General features: G+C 53.5%; 15 protein-coding genes. 3 read left to right on the forward strand and 12 right to left on the reverse strand.

Features of this window, described 5'->3' with window-relative positions; genetic code table 11:
* Positions 1–3: 3 nt before the first annotated feature.
* From CEE69_RS00910 to CEE69_RS00955, 10 genes are all read right to left on the reverse strand, one after another.
* Positions 4–333, reverse strand: coding sequence for a hypothetical protein (locus tag CEE69_RS00910; protein ID WP_233214471.1), 330 nt, complete (start codon positions 331–333; stop codon positions 4–6).
* 269 nt (positions 334–602) lie between these two features.
* A complete protein-coding gene (locus CEE69_RS00915; protein WP_199169768.1) occupies positions 603–839 on the reverse strand; it encodes a type I restriction endonuclease subunit M in 237 nt (78 codons plus the stop codon).
* Positions 840–942: 103 nt separating this feature from the next.
* The gene (locus CEE69_RS00920) at positions 943–1197 is read right to left on the reverse strand and encodes a hypothetical protein (protein ID WP_143549113.1); all 255 of its coding nucleotides are present in this window, start codon (positions 1195–1197) and stop codon (positions 943–945) included.
* Between the two features lie 104 nt (positions 1198–1301).
* Positions 1302–1760, reverse strand: a complete 459-nt coding sequence (locus CEE69_RS00925) for a hypothetical protein (RefSeq protein ID WP_143549114.1) — start codon at positions 1758–1760, stop codon at positions 1302–1304.
* Positions 1761–1916: 156 nt separating this feature from the next.
* Positions 1917–2537, reverse strand: a complete 621-nt coding sequence (locus CEE69_RS00930) for a hypothetical protein (RefSeq protein WP_143549115.1) — start codon at positions 2535–2537, stop codon at positions 1917–1919.
* Positions 2538–2579: 42 nt separating this feature from the next.
* Complete coding sequence (locus CEE69_RS00935; RefSeq protein WP_099258673.1) at positions 2580–3218, reverse strand: hypothetical protein; 639 nt, start codon at positions 3216–3218, stop codon at positions 2580–2582.
* On the reverse strand, positions 3218–5902 hold the full coding sequence (locus tag CEE69_RS00940; protein ID WP_099258674.1) for a type IV secretory system conjugative DNA transfer family protein: 2685 nt from the start codon (positions 5900–5902) through the stop codon (positions 3218–3220). The genes CEE69_RS00935 and CEE69_RS00940 overlap by 1 nt, the downstream gene beginning before the upstream one ends.
* Positions 5903–5917: 15 nt before the next feature.
* Positions 5918–6484: a hypothetical protein gene (locus tag CEE69_RS00945; protein ID WP_143549116.1), complete on the reverse strand. Its 567-nt coding sequence runs from the start codon at positions 6482–6484 to the stop codon at positions 5918–5920.
* A gap of 119 nt (positions 6485–6603) precedes the next feature.
* Positions 6604–7239: a replication-relaxation family protein gene (locus CEE69_RS00950; protein ID WP_099258676.1), complete on the reverse strand. Its 636-nt coding sequence runs from the start codon at positions 7237–7239 to the stop codon at positions 6604–6606.
* Complete coding sequence (locus CEE69_RS00955; protein ID WP_158230935.1) at positions 7236–7553, reverse strand: hypothetical protein; 318 nt, start codon at positions 7551–7553, stop codon at positions 7236–7238. Before CEE69_RS00955 ends, CEE69_RS00950 begins: the two co-directional genes overlap by 4 nt.
* A gap of 221 nt (positions 7554–7774) precedes the next feature.
* On the opposite strand from CEE69_RS00955, the gene CEE69_RS00960 reads away from it, so the two are divergent.
* Together CEE69_RS00960 and CEE69_RS00965 are read left to right on the forward strand one after the other, a co-directional pair.
* On the forward strand, positions 7775–8809 hold the full coding sequence (locus CEE69_RS00960; RefSeq protein ID WP_099258678.1) for a helix-turn-helix domain-containing protein: 1035 nt from the start codon (positions 7775–7777) through the stop codon (positions 8807–8809).
* A complete protein-coding gene (locus CEE69_RS00965; protein ID WP_099258679.1) occupies positions 8806–10305 on the forward strand; it encodes a sensor domain-containing protein in 1500 nt (499 codons plus the stop codon). Before CEE69_RS00960 ends, CEE69_RS00965 begins: the two co-directional genes overlap by 4 nt.
* A 5-nt stretch (positions 10306–10310) precedes the next feature.
* Here the strand turns inward: CEE69_RS00965 and CEE69_RS33590 are convergent, their stop codons facing one another.
* Together CEE69_RS33590 and CEE69_RS00975 are read right to left on the reverse strand one after the other, a co-directional pair.
* A complete protein-coding gene (locus tag CEE69_RS33590; RefSeq protein ID WP_099258680.1) occupies positions 10311–11282 on the reverse strand; it encodes a serine/threonine protein kinase in 972 nt (323 codons plus the stop codon).
* A gap of 925 nt (positions 11283–12207) precedes the next feature.
* Positions 12208–13068 (reverse strand): ArdC-like ssDNA-binding domain-containing protein, encoded by an 861-nt coding sequence (locus tag CEE69_RS00975; RefSeq protein WP_143549118.1) that lies wholly within the window; start codon positions 13066–13068, stop codon positions 12208–12210.
* A 286-nt stretch (positions 13069–13354) separates the two neighbouring features.
* Here CEE69_RS00975 and CEE69_RS00980 point away from each other — a divergent pair, with 286 nt between their 5' ends.
* Positions 13355–15640 carry a PQQ-binding-like beta-propeller repeat protein gene (locus CEE69_RS00980; protein ID WP_099258682.1) on the forward strand — a complete coding sequence of 762 codons (2286 nt, stop codon included), beginning with the start codon at positions 13355–13357 and terminating at the stop codon, positions 15638–15640.
* The last annotated feature ends 9 nt before the right edge of the window (positions 15641–15649 follow it).

Genomic DNA, 15649 nt, shown 5'->3' on the forward strand with positions numbered 1-15649 from the left:
TCCTCATTGTTCGATTGCTCCATGGCGCTTTCTTGCGGGCGATACCTCTGCGATTGCTTCATCGAGTGTCGCTGCGAGCAAGACTAGCCGACTACGAAGTTCCTGGTCCATGCAGCCATCGTCGGCTAGCTCGGCTGCCAGCACGCGAGTCAACTTGACCATCGCGAATAGATCAGCAGGAGCGAACCACTGATCCACACGCCCGTTTCGGTTGTTCAGGCGGGTAATATTGAATCGGTAACGGAAGCCAATCAGCTCATCGCCCGTCTTGTAGACCGATGCGCTGAGTTGCTCGGCTCCGACAAGCGTGTATGGTTTTCTTGATTGGTTCATTTTTGACCTGCCACTGACTGAGTTGAATTGGGTTGAAATAGCGTGGAGAGCTGCCACTCTCACCACGCGGGTTTGCTGGCGTGTTGTTCAAAATTGCGGTTCACTCGTGACAGTGGGGTGAATTTCCATTTCTTCTTTTGTCACTCCCGGACAGTTACCTGCCAGCGAAGGGAACTGTCGGAAAAGAGCCGGGCTGAAGTAAATCAGCCCGGCAAAACCTTGGGTGAAACCCATGTCGCTCCTTGAACGACTAAAACCGATGTAGCGACCTAGTACTCTTCCGGCAAAAGAATCGTGGTGCAGGAGCGGTCTGCTTCTGAGATGATCCAAAACTTGGTGTTATCCAAGCTTCGGTACTCCGACAACAGTCGAAAGCCACGCGTTAGCGACTCTTCGTTTGTGTGCCGGTCTTCATCACAGACATCACCCCAGTCACCTTTGGCGTGCCTTAGCAATGCAATCACCAATTGGTCGGTTGCAATTGAAAGGTGAACACCCTTGGTCATTACGATTCTCCCAAGTGGGAAGCGTCCTATTTGGTTAACATCCTTCATGGCGTTTTCATCCGTGGAGCCGGTGGGTTGCACCCACCGGCAAATTGATAATCCTTTACTCTTGGTTTGCCTCTCGCTTGGCGATTTCCGCCTGCTTGAGACACCACGAGAACGCCAGTTCGGCTGCCTTGGCGACAAACAACAAGTCGTCACGTCGAAACGACGTGGTGTCCTTGTATTCCTCGCCATCGCGATAAGTTCGAGTAATCGTGACGCTAAGCCACGATCCGTTCTTCTTCGATTCGTTCTTCCAGATGGAAGCTCGAATACCGTTGCCTACTGCGATTCGCTTAATCGGTGCATTTGCCATGCTTTCTCCTTTCGTGTTATTCACACGTTGTTGGAAAGCCGATGGAGCAGGCTCTCCTGTCTCCACCGACTCGAATTGTTAAAACTGAAGCCTCATTGCTTCAGTTACTGCGTTAGTTCGCTAACGCGAACCCGAACGTCGTCGAAGTCGTCGACCCTTTGCGTGGGGCGACTCATCTTCGGCGTTCTTTTTTTGTTGGGATATCGATCAACCTTCACCACGGTTTCCCATGTGTGAAATACAACTTGCGGTGCATAGACAACCCACAAGATCGCGACGACGCCAATCAAGGCGATACGAACGACGAGTGCGGGGAAACCTAATGCAAAGCCAATTGCCTTACGGAGTTCCTCTGGAGTCCCCCGCTTTGCTAGTTGAGTGTCTACCTGCGAGAAACCTCGCCGGTAGGGTCTTCCGAGCAACCTACTAACACCACCCAAAACCGCTCCAACGGCATCCAGCAGGAAGTGTGTAAATCTCACGGAATGTTCAGCAGCGTCCGAGATACCCCAACGTATCTCGGCAGCCATTCCTTGAAGGCATTCTTTCAATGTCATTTTCATGACAACCTCCCTATGACGCCGCTGGCTCATTCCAGACGACGCTTGATTGACGAACACTTGAAGCGTTCGCCAAGCAATCGGAAGCGATTACCTACCCGTTGTTTTTTCTGCTCTCGGGCCGAGAGACGTTTTCAAACCCTCGTGGGGATTGAGTGTTCAGTTCAATATGGAATTGGATTGCGGAAGATAGGCAGCAACATCTAATAAATCTGGAATCGCGATGACTTTTAAATGGATTCCGCCCGCAGCGAACGGCTGAAGGGCTTCGGTGAGTCGACGTTGTTTCGGGTGAGTTGGAACAATCCACGTCAACTCAAACTCGCCGCGACGAATCAATTCACGGATGCCAGTTTGTTGTTCGTGCTTCCCAATGCTTCGTCGTGCCCGTTCAACGATGCGACTGATTTTCGATTGCCCGGTGTCGACACGGACATTGCCTAGTCGCTGAGACTGAGACGTTGCATCGACGTAGTGACCGGCAGGAAGTCCATACCGAAATAGCTTCGGGAAGTAGTTTTCGAGATCGTCCCTTGTCACCAACGACCGAGCCGTTGAGCTTTGACAAAACATCAGGATGCCAAAGGCACGCGCCAACGATGGATCAGACAATGGTTTCGCATTGGCAGCGGTCCAGTATCGGAGTCCGCTCGCATGATGCCATTCACTGACTTGACCAGCGCGAGCAAGCAGGTCAATTGCGAGCATCGCGCGCTCACGGTCTTTGATTGGCAAACAGCGATCCAGTGCGATCGTGTGACGACTAATAAAGTCAATCATGGTCTGTTGATAGGTCATTGGGTGTTGTCTCGACTGAGGCGACTACCAGAGTTCATAGGGAAGATCAGCGGACTGGCAGTGTTGATGGAAGGATTCGAGTTGTTTCAACGAGTAACGGCCTGCGGATTCGATCACGCGGGTGACGCTTCCTGATTCGTCGAACAGATATGCGTCGGGATTCTTGACACCTCGTTCTGCCATTGAGACGGCGTCCTCGCCAAGCCAAGTGCAAGCGAGTTTTGGTTGAGTGGTTCGATACCGCAGATAAACCGCTGAAAGCAGCAAGTCGTGATTGCGGTGGTTCACCGGTGGTAGCCCACCAGCCGATGAACCGAATAGTCGTGCAGCGTGATGACTTGCAGCGACAACGGGCGTTGGTTCACATCGCTCGTTCCACCTGGAACTGACAATTTCTGCAATGCGATCAAAATCGGGTGGTGCTTGCTGAGGCATCCATGATGCAAGCGGATGTTGTTCGATGGGCGAAGCCTGCACCGTCCACACATCACCGACAATCATTCCCGCGCCGCCCAATTGCCTAACTGCTTTGACGACCATTTTCGAGCTGCCAAATTGTGACTGCCAGCCCTCGTGGATATGGGAAAGCGAAAGCAGTCTCACGCGGCAGGTGAGCGTTTCCATCAAATCATAAATCGCGGGGGTCCAAGTTCGTTGAAACATCACTCGGCTCCCGTTGCGAGAGTTGCTGATGAATCAATTGGGTGATCTTGCAAGTAGCGATCGAACATTCCGACTGCTTCGGATACAGTTGCCTTGGCTTGCGAAGATGGTTGTTTCTTCAATCTTCGCGTTGCTTTTCGCTGGCGTTGCTTCTTACCTTTGGCCTTCGTAGCTGAAGGATTGGATTGCGATTCCGGTGAGGGGCCAATTGAGATCGTTTCGTTGGAGATGTCCGGAGACGTGCTTGATCTGCGTCCGCGATGGGGAATCTCTTTCTTCGGTCGCTCCCAAGTCGACGGTATGAACGTTCCGATGTCCTTCGAGGGCCATGGCGTGTTTTTGCGCTCTTGGTATTCCTCGGATGAGATATGAAAGTCGCTTTCGATGATGACGGGCATCCCGCCGTACTGGGCGTAGCCAGCCCCACGATTGATCAGTACAACACTTTTGCGGTCGTCGTCGCTAACCAATTTGATGTCGTTCTTTGTCAATCGCGGTGCGACAAAGTCGCGGACGGTCCGAGAAGTGCTGGTGGTTGCACCTCGGTCGTTGACTGATCTGGAAACGGCGATTGATTCGATCGTGTCAATCGTTTCGCCGCTCGCCTTGGAGAGTCGATCTTGATCGTCCCAACCGGAGATGGCGAACCACTGGCGATACCGGCAATTTGTCTCCAACGTTGACGTCAGGTCATAGCGATACAAGTCTTGCATGGACTGATTCGCTAGGATGACGGCGACACCCATGCTGCGAGCAAGTTGCAGCAGATAGTCCAGGTTTCTCGAAGCCATTCGCTGAAACTCATCGACTACCAAATAGACAGGTACTTGGCGTTCGGTGAGCGTTGCCGCCGTCAACAGCATGAAGCTGGCCAGTCGGGCAATTTCCGGCGACGAACCTGGTCCTAGCGTTGCGGACAGACTGAAGTAATGAGCTTCGGGACGCTGAAACAATCGCGTCGGGTCAACGCAATTTTCGGCAACCTCTCGGTTCGGCGTGCAATCATCGGTGATGTTCAACGCGGCAATTGATGCCAGACGCGTTACCGACATCTTGACGTGGTTTCCAGCGTCCTTCGATTTTTCATCGAGGCCATGTCGCTTCGGCGACGAGATAACATACGCGAGTTTGTCGCGAAGTTGCTCGAAATTCTTGATCTCAGGAAAGTGGCTGACCGTTGCATAGAGAACCGATGCGTTCGCGGAACTGAAGTAGCCCTCGCCATAGTCGCTGCCGTAGTTGAGGCCCAGCGCTCCGCACAGAATATCGGTCTTTTGCAATTCGGTAAGACGGTTCCAACACGGGAGCCTGAATGGATTGAAACCGTAGGTTGCTTGGTCGTCCCGTTGCGTGAAGTAGCGAATCGGAACATCGGTGCCGTTGAGTGTTTTGGCCGTGCTCGCACCTTGCCGGAGAGACTGGAGAAGCTCGGGCGAGTCGCCTTTAAGGTCGAGCACCATCACGCTAGCGTTTCCTCCGCCCACGACCTGCTCGATGAACGGTGAGAGTCCGCGAGCCGTCTTGCCCGAACCACTGTCGCCAAGGAAGTGGGCATGCTCGCGAAACACTTCCGATGGCACGAGCAATGGTGATTGGTCGTACGAGACTCGGCCAAGATATAGGCTTGCACGTTCGACCGGGTTGTGTGATGAACGAATGCGGTTAGTGATTTGCTTCCACTCGCTGGCCGGAACAAAACTTGGCTTCGGAATGGAAAGCCGTCCGAAGACGGGTGTCCCGACTATCAAAACCGCCAGAAAGAAAAGAGTGACTGGCAGCAGTGCCATCGCTCCGCATTGCACGACAAACAGGCCAATATTGAACAGCATTCCAAACAAGCTTTCTGCGTTGGCAATGCGACCAAAGCCGATTACCGCCTCGGTTGCTTGAGAAATGGCGGTCACTCGAAAGAACGCGAAAGCGTTTACAACAACCGCAACGGTGAGAATCGCCAGTCGTCTTCGGCAATTTCCCGAGGGACTTACCAAAACACCTGCGAGCGGTTGGTCGTCTCGGTTGTAGCTGCACCAAGTCACGATGGCGGAAAGACAGCCGTGAACATATTGCTGAGGCGATTGGCAGTAGACCGCAGCCATTGCCAACCATCCGATAGCCGCAACCAACAGCAAGAGTGATGTGTGCTGTGGAATCAGCACGCAGAGCGCGATCGGCAGGAGCAAAACACAACTGGACAAAGTCTGCCAGCAAAGGTCATCCCGAGTATTCCATGATTCATCAACTGAGGTGGGCGACACGGTCGCGACAAAGGTGAAATGGCGAACAACTTCTCGCGCAACAAGTGCCGTTAGAGTCAACGCCACGTAGACATCAATCGCAATGGGCAACCGGAAAAGTTGGTAAATCCACGCTGCAACAATCACTGCGAGACTGATATCGCGAGTAATGGCGAGATGCGATCGCGTTTTACTCCACGCGAGAAAGGCCATGACTGCTACGATCAACAGAGCCAAAAGCGTGACATCGAGTAGCAGGAAAGGAATCCAGCAACAAAGCAAAGTCACAAAGCTGGTGAGCACTAGTTCCCGCAACACCTTGATGGTGAAGTTAGCGTCGTCGTTGTCGACGCCTCGGTGGTAGGCGAATTCCAGCTCCAACGGCTCAGATGGCACGAGATGGCGTTGTATAGGGTTGCCGGGCGATTGTCGGTATACACTTCTAGGCATGGGATTGATCCTTTTTTAGTTGGCTCGAAGTAAAAGGAATGAAAGACGTGGAATCACAGCGATGTGGACGCGAACTGCATCAGTGCAACCGCAAGCCACGAGAGCTTTGGAAATTGCTTTCGCCTTCTCTTCGCTGGTGGTCAAGACAACGACTTGAAATCGAGTTGCAGCGGCCAGTTCAGAAATTTGCGGAACATCAAGGCGGTCAAGAGAAGCCTGCGTCGTCTTTCGAGCAACGTGCTGCGGTGAACCACCAAGATCGACACGGATGAGTTCCAACTGGCCATTTTTGTCAACGCAATAGGGGGAGTGAGACAAGTCTCCGGGAAGCCAAGGCATGTATTGGTTGACTTCTTCACCCGTTAGTCGACGACGCGTGTTTCCACTCGTCGCATAGATCAATGTTGCGAAATCGGTTGGTAAAGCTTGCGGACCGAGCGATTCACCAAGACGTGACGACACTCCCAGCGTGCTGATGGCTTTGCCGCCAAGTCGAAAGTAGTTTTCTGGCGGAACGAGGACATAGCGATTCAGGATTTGAGCGGAACAGAGGCGTGCAGTAACTTTTGCAACTGCATTCATCGACCGTCCGGGCAACAATTGCGTGGCGACGACGTGGTTAGTCGCGAGACGGTAGCGCCGGACGAATTCAACGAAGGCGAGGTCTCTTGGTCGGAGTATTGATTTGTTCATTGAAGTCCTTACCAAATTTGATAGGGCAGGCCACGCAGGACTGCATCGTCGTGAAAGGCGGAGATCCGATCCGCTTGGTAGTCGCCACCAAACTCGATCAAAATTGCTGGTTCATCGTTGGAGTCGACGAGAATTGCATCAGGCATTGATTGGCCGGGTTCGCTGTCGGTAATCAGATTCTCACCACGCCACGCGGTGGCATAACTTGGATGGTTGCAATAGAACCAAAGCCAGACTTCGGAGACGCCAAGGTCATGTGATACCTGAGCCGACATCACTGCTTTGTTGCGTCCACCGAAGTGATTGACAGTTTGCTCGGTCGGCAGGAAAACAACCGTCGAACGAGGAGTTCGGTATCGCCATCGACTCTGCAACCGAAATGCAATTTGCGAGACATCCGGGTGTGGTTGCCCCGGCTGCCAGACGCACACTGGGCTTAGCAACTCTGGCAACGGCCTGGCCATCACCAGACTGCGTTGAAGTAGCCCCAACTCAGTGAAACGACTCAGGCGACGGCGAGCATTGGCGATGTCGCCAGCCCAGAGTGCATCGGCCAGTTGACGCTGGCCAAACAAGCGGACCTGCAAGCTCAAGGCTCGCAGGACGGTGACGTCGCGATCGGTAAATTGCGTCCGCTTGCTCATTCGCCCATTTCTCCGGCGTCTTCCGAAACGTCTATCCGAACCGGCTTTTTATTGCCTCGCTTTTTTTTGGGCGTCGTCGTGTCGGGCAAACCGACTGGCAACCCCATGTCCGCTTGACTGACACCCGTCAGCCGCTCACAGATTTCCGGTGCCGAGCTGAGCGGATCATTCAGCGACATTTCCTGAGCTTGATCGCGAATCAGTTTCGCCAAATGAGGTTTCCCGGCGGCTTCGTACCGTCGAGCTTGTTCTTCCAGTTGGTTATGATGATCAGCGTGACCGAGAATGAGCATGCGTTGCAGAGCGGAAGCCATGAAGCTTCCGATGCTTGGCAAGGCCCGCTCAACAAGCCGGTCTGTCATCCACTGCGTCGTTTTTTGGAGCATGGCTAATCCTGTCTTGGGGTTGAAAAGCAACTCTCCGGGAATGTCATCCGACCCGGAGTGACAGAATTATTGGCGACCTTCGGTTCACGCTAAATTCAAGCTGGTGCAATCTGCGAACAAGTTGGTTGCACCACAAACCAAGGTGGCCAATGACCAACGCAGGACCGAAACACGGACGGACGGTTTCAATCAACGTCTCGAAGCTGACAGCCGCGATGAATCATCGCGGTCTGAGCGTTGAACAATTGAAAGAGCTTGCTGACGTTTCGACGGGGACAGTCAACAATCTGCTCGCCGGAAAATCCGTTTACCGGACAACGGCGTCGCAGGTGGCCGCCGCACTTGGGACAACACTCGACGTGTTGATGAACGCGTCGACTCCCATTGGAGGCGCATCGACAGTTCACGAATATCTGGTGTCCGATGTTCTGTCGGATTGGATCACGGCGTCGAATGGATTGAAATTCCAGCTTTGCCGTCTTCGGCATTTGGAACTAGATCGTCAGGCACGCGGGAAACGTTTTGACTTGCGAGACATGACCACCGATGAGGAGCAACGATGTCGTACTTGGATCAAGCGACACCCGAACGTTTGTGGCACCCTGCAAGACCATCCGAATATCGTTCGCAACCTCACGGCGTTTCACGATCCGGTCGAGAGTTTCTATTGGGTCATCGACGAATGGATTGACGGTGAACCATTGCAACGAACCTTGGGGCGGCAACCTTTTGAACCACTCGTCGTGAAAGAATTGCTGCTTGATGTGGCTCGTGGCTTACACGGGCTGCATGAGAAAGGAATTGTTCGACGCGAACTCACACCGGCAACAATTACGATTCGGAACTCGGATGGGCGGGCGATACTCACGGAGTTTGAACTGGCCAAGCTGATTGATCGCGGACCAACGGTATCGACAGCGGAATGGCCGGTTGATCCATATCGTGCTGGGGAAGCGGATGCGGACGACGTTGATGTGCGGGCTGACATCTACAGTTGGGCGAGAATTGGCGTCCACGCCGCATTCGGCGAGTTGCCCGAAATCGGCTCAGAGAAGTCGGCATTGGAAGATACTTTGCTGCCAAGTTCGGTTCAGTCATGTCTCACGAAGGCAGCAAGTGTCTTCCGAAGCGAGCGTCATGAGTCGATGAATGAAGTCTTGCCGATCGTTGAGGTTTGGAAATGAGCGACATAAATCCAGAGGAAGCGAACCAACTAAGAGAGGAAATCTCCGAATACCGAGCAGCGATTCAACAATTTCGGGATCTGCCTGACCCGCTTGGAAAGTTCGCGCGGACTTCAAGGTTGGTTGAGAAGGTTATTAAGACACACTTCCCTCCGGTGGAACCTGAAGTTAGTTCACTCGGAGGATTACTTCATTCTCGAAAAGACTTTCTTGGTAAAAAGAAATTCCGAAAAGCTGCCTTCGCGATCGACATTCGCAATTTAGAACTCCACTACGATCCGGATCGGGAGGCCACGGAAGCGGACGCGAACAAGGCGACGCGCATTCTATTCGAGATCATCGAATTACATTGCAAGGAGTTGGAGAAAGGGCTACCCAGAACGACGGAAGCCATCGATCCGGCGGAAACGCGGCAATTCCCAACCACGACACGAGCCACGCTGCCGTTGCCGGAGCTAGTAGCGTACGCGACACGAATCGAACGCAAGTCACCACCGATGCTTGATGCGGATGAAGCCGATCCGCATGTGACGGCATCAACGCTTGCAGAGTACACGTTTTGTCCACGCGCCGGTGTGCTGACGCACGAGGGTAGTTTTTCTGATCCGGAAGAGGAACTCCCATCCCTTGCTCTGCTTCCTTGGTACGAGCAGGCAGCCATCGAAGAAGCTTACACGCATGCCCTCTATGTTCTGTTTGCCTTCCCGGTGGGGTTGGTGGCGGCGGTTGTCATTCTGTCATTGATGTTGCTTGGGAATCCAGTCTATCCCCTCCTGCTGATCGGATTGGTATTGGGATGGACGATCTTTGCATGGCGGGCATTCCGACGTTGGCGAGAGATTGGTAACCGAAGACTTGCCGCCCAGCTCGCAAACGAGTGTAACCCTGTTCCGGGAAAGAATACGTTCCAGCCGGTCGATTGGTGGGGGTTACTTCTCGCTGGCTATGAAGTGCGTCGCCCCCAAGCCGCATTGCATGATGAGCGCTGGAAACTCAGCGGAAAACCGAGAAGGATTCTGGATAAGGGAACGATGAGTATCCCCGTTCATCGAATCCGAAAACCCGAAGGACCAGTGCTTCCCCAACATATTGTTCGAGTGATGGCGCACTGTCATCTGATTGAAGCCACCGAAGGTGCGAACAGCCCTTTCGGGATCGTTTTATTTGGAAACACTTATCAGGGGATGACGGTGCCAAACACGAACGAGCACCGCGAGCGATTTTACACGGCTCTTGAACGAGTTCGGGCAATGATCATCGAGTCGGATGCGGGCGAGCGTCAACCTCCCGAGCCAGTCACCGGGAATGTATGCAGTTCCTGCCACTTCGGTCACCCTCGTTCAATTGCACACGAAGACAAAACGATGCGTTACGAGGAACCACTCGACCCCGTTCTATTCCACAACGGGAAGAAGGCCTTCCACTGCGACTGCGGAGACCGATTCAATTGGAAACCCAAGCATGACCGCAATCGGAAAATGCGTCGGCTTGAATAGTCTAATCACTTCATCCTGTGTTGAATCCAGTCAGTCAGTCGACTGACGAGACTCGGCGTCGGACCATGCCGAGTCGTATGCCGAATTTCAGCCATTACAGCGTTCCAAGTTTCTAGCCATTGACTAGATGTCTCAAAACGGTCGTCTGGTTTTATCGCCAACGAGCGGTCTAACAGGTCGTCGACCGTTTTCCAAATCCGTTTCGGAATTTTGTCGCGTTCGGGACTGATTTCGCTAGGTGGCACCAAGCGTGACCTGGACTGAACGGAGTCAGGCAACATTCCAACTTTGCCACCATAACCATCGTAAGGAATTCGACTGGTCAGCATTTCATACAGAACGACCCCCAGTGAAAAACAATCGGCGCGAAAGTCGACACGGCGTTGCCCCCCTAAAAGCTCCGGAGCCGAGTAAACACCGCTCGTGCCGTCTCCTTCCTCTCGTCTCGTTGTTCGCTCCACCGTCCATGCGTTACCGTAGTCAATCAGAACGAGACTGGTTCGTTTGGTGAGAATTAGGTTTGCTGGTTTGATGTCGCCGTGGACGATCTGTTTGTGGCGATGAAGGTGACGCAGTGCATGGGCCACACCTCTGACGAGACGAACGGCCTCAGGGGCAGCGATTCGGTGCCGGTTGTGATCACGGATACCGTTGAGCACAGACCTAAGATTGAAACCGTCAATCCACGGCACGACGACGTGAACAGAATCACCGTCTTGATGGCATTCGAGAATTTGGAGGATTTCGTTGTCGCCTCGCGTGAGCCGTTGAAGCGTGCGGACTCGGTCAACGCCGCCGGACGAAGTCGGCAGGATATGCAGTGCTCGCATCTGTTTTGCACTTGGGTCGAAGACCTGAAAAGCCCGCCGTCCGGACGAGCCGATTTTAGCGACGGCAAGGTACGTGCGACCGCCGATCCGAAAGCGTTCGATAACCGGAAGCTCCGCCCCTCGATAACGGATCGGGCGATTCGGCATAGGGTGAATTTCCTTCCTAGAAACGACGATGTCCAAATGACAGAGTGTAATGCAAAGTATTGCCAAACACCTGTAGCATACACCTGCCGGTCGCAAGCGACCCTAAGTCGCTTGCAGACATGGGATTCAAAGGAATCAGGAATGGAACGTCAGCGGGTCATTTGATGTTCCGGTGCAGGTGCCATTTTTCGGGGCGGCAAGCGGGCCGCGTCGCGGCCCGCCAACAACGGCGGCGAACGCCAGTGAGCCGCTGACCGCCGGAGCGTCCAGCGGAGGCGGAAGACGACCGCAGGCTGCCCCAGCAGGCTCGGTCGTGAGTCGAGCGTCCAAGCGAGACGGGCGGGCGTTCAAGCCCGCAGCGAACCGCCCCAGCGGTGAGCGTCACGGCCCGTTCAGGGCCGGTGAAGCGTTCAGCGGAACAAAGCCGAAAGGCTGGCCCCAGCCAGCCTGAGAGGCGCAGAAGAGAGGCCCGGCTGAGGGCGCGAGTTGTGACAACTCTTTCGGAAGATAGAGCGGGCGGGCCAGTCGTCGGTTGGCACATACAAGCCGTCAGTCGGATCGACTAGCAAGGTGAGTACGTCGACTCTTCCGCGACGCGGAAAGTCGCAAGCGAGCGGCGGGGTGGGCGAAGGGGGATCTCCTGATCGCGAACGCGGTCGGGAATCACTCGTAGCCAAAGTGACCGTCGAGGTGTTCCGCAAGACGAAGTCTGCGGAAACCGAGCGGGAACCCATCTACCAGATCGCCCACCGGGCGATTCGATGTTTCCCGGATTTTTTCGACATGAAAGGGGGTAATTGCGAGGTTGGCTTCGTAGGCAGCGATGAGTGGTGAAGGGGTAAACGCGAATTCCAATTGCAGGAAAAGCGACTACGGATCGGAGTCGAAGCCTGTTCCGTTCCGCAGTCGCCGTAAAGTATGCCGGCTAGGCAGCAAGGTTTACATTCGGCACGGGCCGACGTTGATCGGCAGTGTCGGAACTCACTACCAATCGTGTCTCGTCGTCGAACAGACTTTTCAGAATGTCGGACGAACACTTCTGAATGCGCTGCATCGAGTCGGCGAACACTTCACTGTTGCCGTTGTGCAGGTGAATGTATTCGGCAGAGTGTTCCAAGCCCTCAACTCCCAACGCTTGGCAAACGATGTGTGCAACAGATTGTGCCTCAGTTTCTTTGACGGTGTTGGTCAAACGTTTCCGAGTTTCTTTGTCGGGATGCAGTATTTCGTGAGCGAGTTCGTGAACGAGAACTTCCAGGCGCATCGGCGGTTTCAATCCGGAAAGGACAGTGATCTTTTTCAGCGAAGAGAAACCCAAAGTCGAGCCATCGAGAACGCCATACTTCAATGCGATTCCTTTAGAAGCAATCAATCGCTCAACTGAATCAATCCAGCGTTCCACATCTCCAGCCGGTTCCGAGAACTCAGGCAATTCATCACCCTCGGTTTGGCTGAGATCGAACACGTGAACGACCCGAAAGCCGAAAACCTTCCGTTCATCGGCAGGCGAGTCTTTCTTTCTGACGGCCAGCGGCGCTGTGATTCCGATTCCCTTTTCGCCCTTCTTGACCGACCGTCCGATTGCTTTCCAACCGTGGAAGCCCAGCACTTTGGTTGCATGCGGACATTGTTCCGCAATCAGTACGCAGTTGTTGAAACTGTATTTGTGAAATCGAGCCATCATTTTCATCACGTCTTTCAGACGGACAGTATGCCCCGCTGCCAGAGCGGTATTGAGCTGGTCGATTCCCGTTTGAACGAGCGTTTTTACTTCATCCTTTTTCATTGTCTTCTTCTCCATTTGCTGCATCCGACTTTGCAGCGGTTAAATCTCTACACGGCCTGTCGGCGGCCACCTTGAACTCAACACAGCAAGTCAAGGTGGAGTCTTTCGCGCAGCGAAAGCAGCAGAGAGGACCAGAGCGAAGCGGCGGGACGAACGGACCTTGATGCTGTGGCACAATCAGAAATGCAGCAGACAGGCCTCCTCCATCTCTCCAGCTACATAGATTCCGGTCGGAAGACGGTCTAAACTGTCGGCTTTCGATTCTTGAAACGGGGAGATACCGGACATGCTGCGAGTTGCTACGACGGCCATTTCGATATTGATGCTTACGGTTCCCTGCTGGTCGCAATCCAAGATCCCCCTGACCGAACCGACTAACCGTGCAATACCCACTAAAATCGCTACGGCGAATGTCTACTGCTTCTGCACAAAAGATCAGTTCATTGCTTTCGTGCCGGCAGAGAACCAGTCATCGGTGCATCAGATCGTTGCTTCCCGCGGTGCCACGCCGAAGCCAATCGAGTTTCCAGGTGCCGTAAAGCTTCTGTCATGTTCTCCCGATGGACAGACAATGGCGGCACTTGTGGAAAACACAATCTATTTCGCGAAAAGGGATTCGCAGCAGGCAGATCACGTCGCGGTGTCGATTTCACCAGAGCTTGAATCTCCCTCTGAGTTCAAGTGGAGTGCTGACTCGAAGGTTGTGTTCGCAGTACGACGTGGCCAGCCCGCGATTATTACGAGAATTGTTTTGGATCAGTCTGAACCTGAGCAAAATTTTACGATTGGTAATCGAATTTACGACAGCTTCCCCAGCTTGAACGGCAAGTTGTTTATCACGTTTACCTCTGAAAACGTCGAAATTTGGCGCAAGGGGGTAAGCGACAACAAAATTGTCGAGGGCCGGTCATCAGTTGTATCCGGGTCAGCGGATGGACGGTTCATCGCTTTCAGATCTGACCGCAAGCTTCAAGTTTGGACGCTTGATCCGCTTGGCAAGGGAGCAACGGTTGCAGCGGACGAAGCCAAGTTGATCCGTTTCTCCGACAATGGCAAAAGACTGGTGGTCGCCGAAATTGACGACAAGGTGAAGTGTTACTCGGTGAGTGACGATGGCCAACTTTCGCTGAATCAGGAATACGACGCCACCTCTGGATGCGGCTGGCTTTCGGCGAGCGGAACGATAGGAGCATGTCTTAGTTACAGCGACTCATCGAGGTTGATGCGCGTGTTCAACTGTGAAGCTGATGCGGAGATTGAAGTTCCAGTTGTGACAAAGGGCTCGTTCTTTGGATATGATCAACCAATTTTCCCTGAGCAATATATGCTCTCGAAGAATGGCGTTTGGGGTTTGGTCGAGTGGCCAGAGGGACGTTTAGAGTTGTTCGACGTCCGCTCACAGCTTTCCGTCTGGGGGTGCCGCGTGCCCGAACTTGAACACGTATGGTTGGTGGACAACGGAGCGAAGCTTCTGACGATAGATAAGTTCGGGAGCCTCCAGATTCATGACACGACTATTGGGAGAGTCCGCCGGCACAACGTAATCGCAGAATCGGCGCCGCAGCCAAAACGAAGAATGGGCGACACACGATTTCGACTTCAGATGCTGCCCGATGGGAGGCACTGCGTTGTTTGGTGCGGAGCGTCGCGGCGTGAATTTATCATCATCGAACTAGCAACCCAAAAGATCGTCAGTCGGGTGAAGGCTTTGGACAACGGAAAAGGTGTCGTTCAAGCTTGGCGTCCCTCAGATGATGGTTCGATCATTTGCGTCATAAAAGATGACGTTGAATTGTTGCGGACCGGGTTTCAAACGAGGGGAACCGGACAATCCGATAACTACGGTCGCTTCCACATGGCAGTCAAGCCGTTCAGAGCGAAAAAATACACCCATAATATCTACGACACAAAGTCCGGACAAAAACTCCGAACGATTCAGTGGGAATTTGTCGATCACGCCTCAGTTCGGAGTTGGGCACATGTTTCGCGAGATGGGAAACTGTGTGCGGCGGTAGCTCGTCAGTGGGACGGAGACGGGATAGGTGTTGAAGTCCGGTCGACAGATACCGGCGAACAAGTGCACGCGATTTCAATGCGTGACAGGCGATTCTCCTTCGCCGAGTTCACCCGCGACAACACTGGGATGTGGATTTTGACTAAGGATTCGTTGATGCGGCTCGACTTTGGTGCAAAGACACTCACACCGTTCCTCACGGACGAAGTAACCAACGACAAGCTCATAGAGCACGACCCGATGCGTCCGACGCCTTTGACGGATTCCAATTGGCAGACGTCAGAGTTCGCGTCGTTTGCTGAGTCTGACACAGGGTGGATAGCGACAGGACATCGCAAAGGTTTTGTGAACATTTGGAGCGCAAAGGATCGGCAGCGGTATGCTTTCCTTCGTTGCGGAACAGAACTTGTCAGGGCATTGGCTTTCTCTGCTGACGGCAAGTATCTGATGTCATGGTGCGCAGACCGTAATAAGTTGCAGGTCACTGAGATGTCATCCATCCTACCGCCAGCCCCACCAGAACCGATGGCCGACCAAGAAGTGAACCTCGATTTCTAACGTAGCAGC

Origin of the sequence: Rhodopirellula bahusiensis (assembly GCF_002727185.1) — a bacterium.
In the GTDB taxonomy this organism is placed as follows: Bacteria; Planctomycetota; Planctomycetia; order Pirellulales; family Pirellulaceae; genus Rhodopirellula; species Rhodopirellula bahusiensis.

Bases quoted from the DNA above. Each gene is read 5' to 3' on its own strand.
- CEE69_RS00925 (WP_143549114.1), bottom strand. From the start codon at position 1,760: ATGAAAATGACATTGAAAGAATGCCTTCAAGGAATGGCTGCCGAGATA.
- CEE69_RS00915 (WP_199169768.1), bottom strand. From the start codon at position 839: ATGACCAAGGGTGTTCACCTTTCAATTGCAACCGACCAATTGGTGATT.
- CEE69_RS00955 (WP_158230935.1), bottom strand. From the start codon at position 7,553: ATGGCTTCCGCTCTGCAACGCATGCTCATTCTCGGTCACGCTGATCAT.
- CEE69_RS00950 (WP_099258676.1), bottom strand. From the start codon at position 7,239: ATGAGCAAGCGGACGCAATTTACCGATCGCGACGTCACCGTCCTGCGA.
- CEE69_RS33590 (WP_099258680.1), bottom strand. From the start codon at position 11,282: ATGCCGAATCGCCCGATCCGTTATCGAGGGGCGGAGCTTCCGGTTATC.
- CEE69_RS00940 (WP_099258674.1), bottom strand. From the start codon at position 5,902: ATGCCTAGAAGTGTATACCGACAATCGCCCGGCAACCCTATACAACGC.
- CEE69_RS00920 (WP_143549113.1), bottom strand. From the start codon at position 1,197: ATGGCAAATGCACCGATTAAGCGAATCGCAGTAGGCAACGGTATTCGA.
- CEE69_RS00935 (WP_099258673.1), bottom strand. From the start codon at position 3,218: ATGTTTCAACGAACTTGGACCCCCGCGATTTATGATTTGATGGAAACG.
- CEE69_RS00975 (WP_143549118.1), bottom strand. From the start codon at position 13,068: ATGAAAAAGGATGAAGTAAAAACGCTCGTTCAAACGGGAATCGACCAG.
- CEE69_RS00960 (WP_099258678.1), top strand. From the start codon at position 7,775: ATGACCAACGCAGGACCGAAACACGGACGGACGGTTTCAATCAACGTC.
- CEE69_RS00945 (WP_143549116.1), bottom strand. From the start codon at position 6,484: ATGAATGCAGTTGCAAAAGTTACTGCACGCCTCTGTTCCGCTCAAATC.
- CEE69_RS00980 (WP_099258682.1), top strand. From the start codon at position 13,355: ATGCTGCGAGTTGCTACGACGGCCATTTCGATATTGATGCTTACGGTT.
- CEE69_RS00965 (WP_099258679.1), top strand. From the start codon at position 8,806: ATGAGCGACATAAATCCAGAGGAAGCGAACCAACTAAGAGAGGAAATC.
- CEE69_RS00930 (WP_143549115.1), bottom strand. From the start codon at position 2,537: ATGATTGACTTTATTAGTCGTCACACGATCGCACTGGATCGCTGTTTG.
- CEE69_RS00910 (WP_233214471.1), bottom strand. From the start codon at position 333: ATGAACCAATCAAGAAAACCATACACGCTTGTCGGAGCCGAGCAACTC.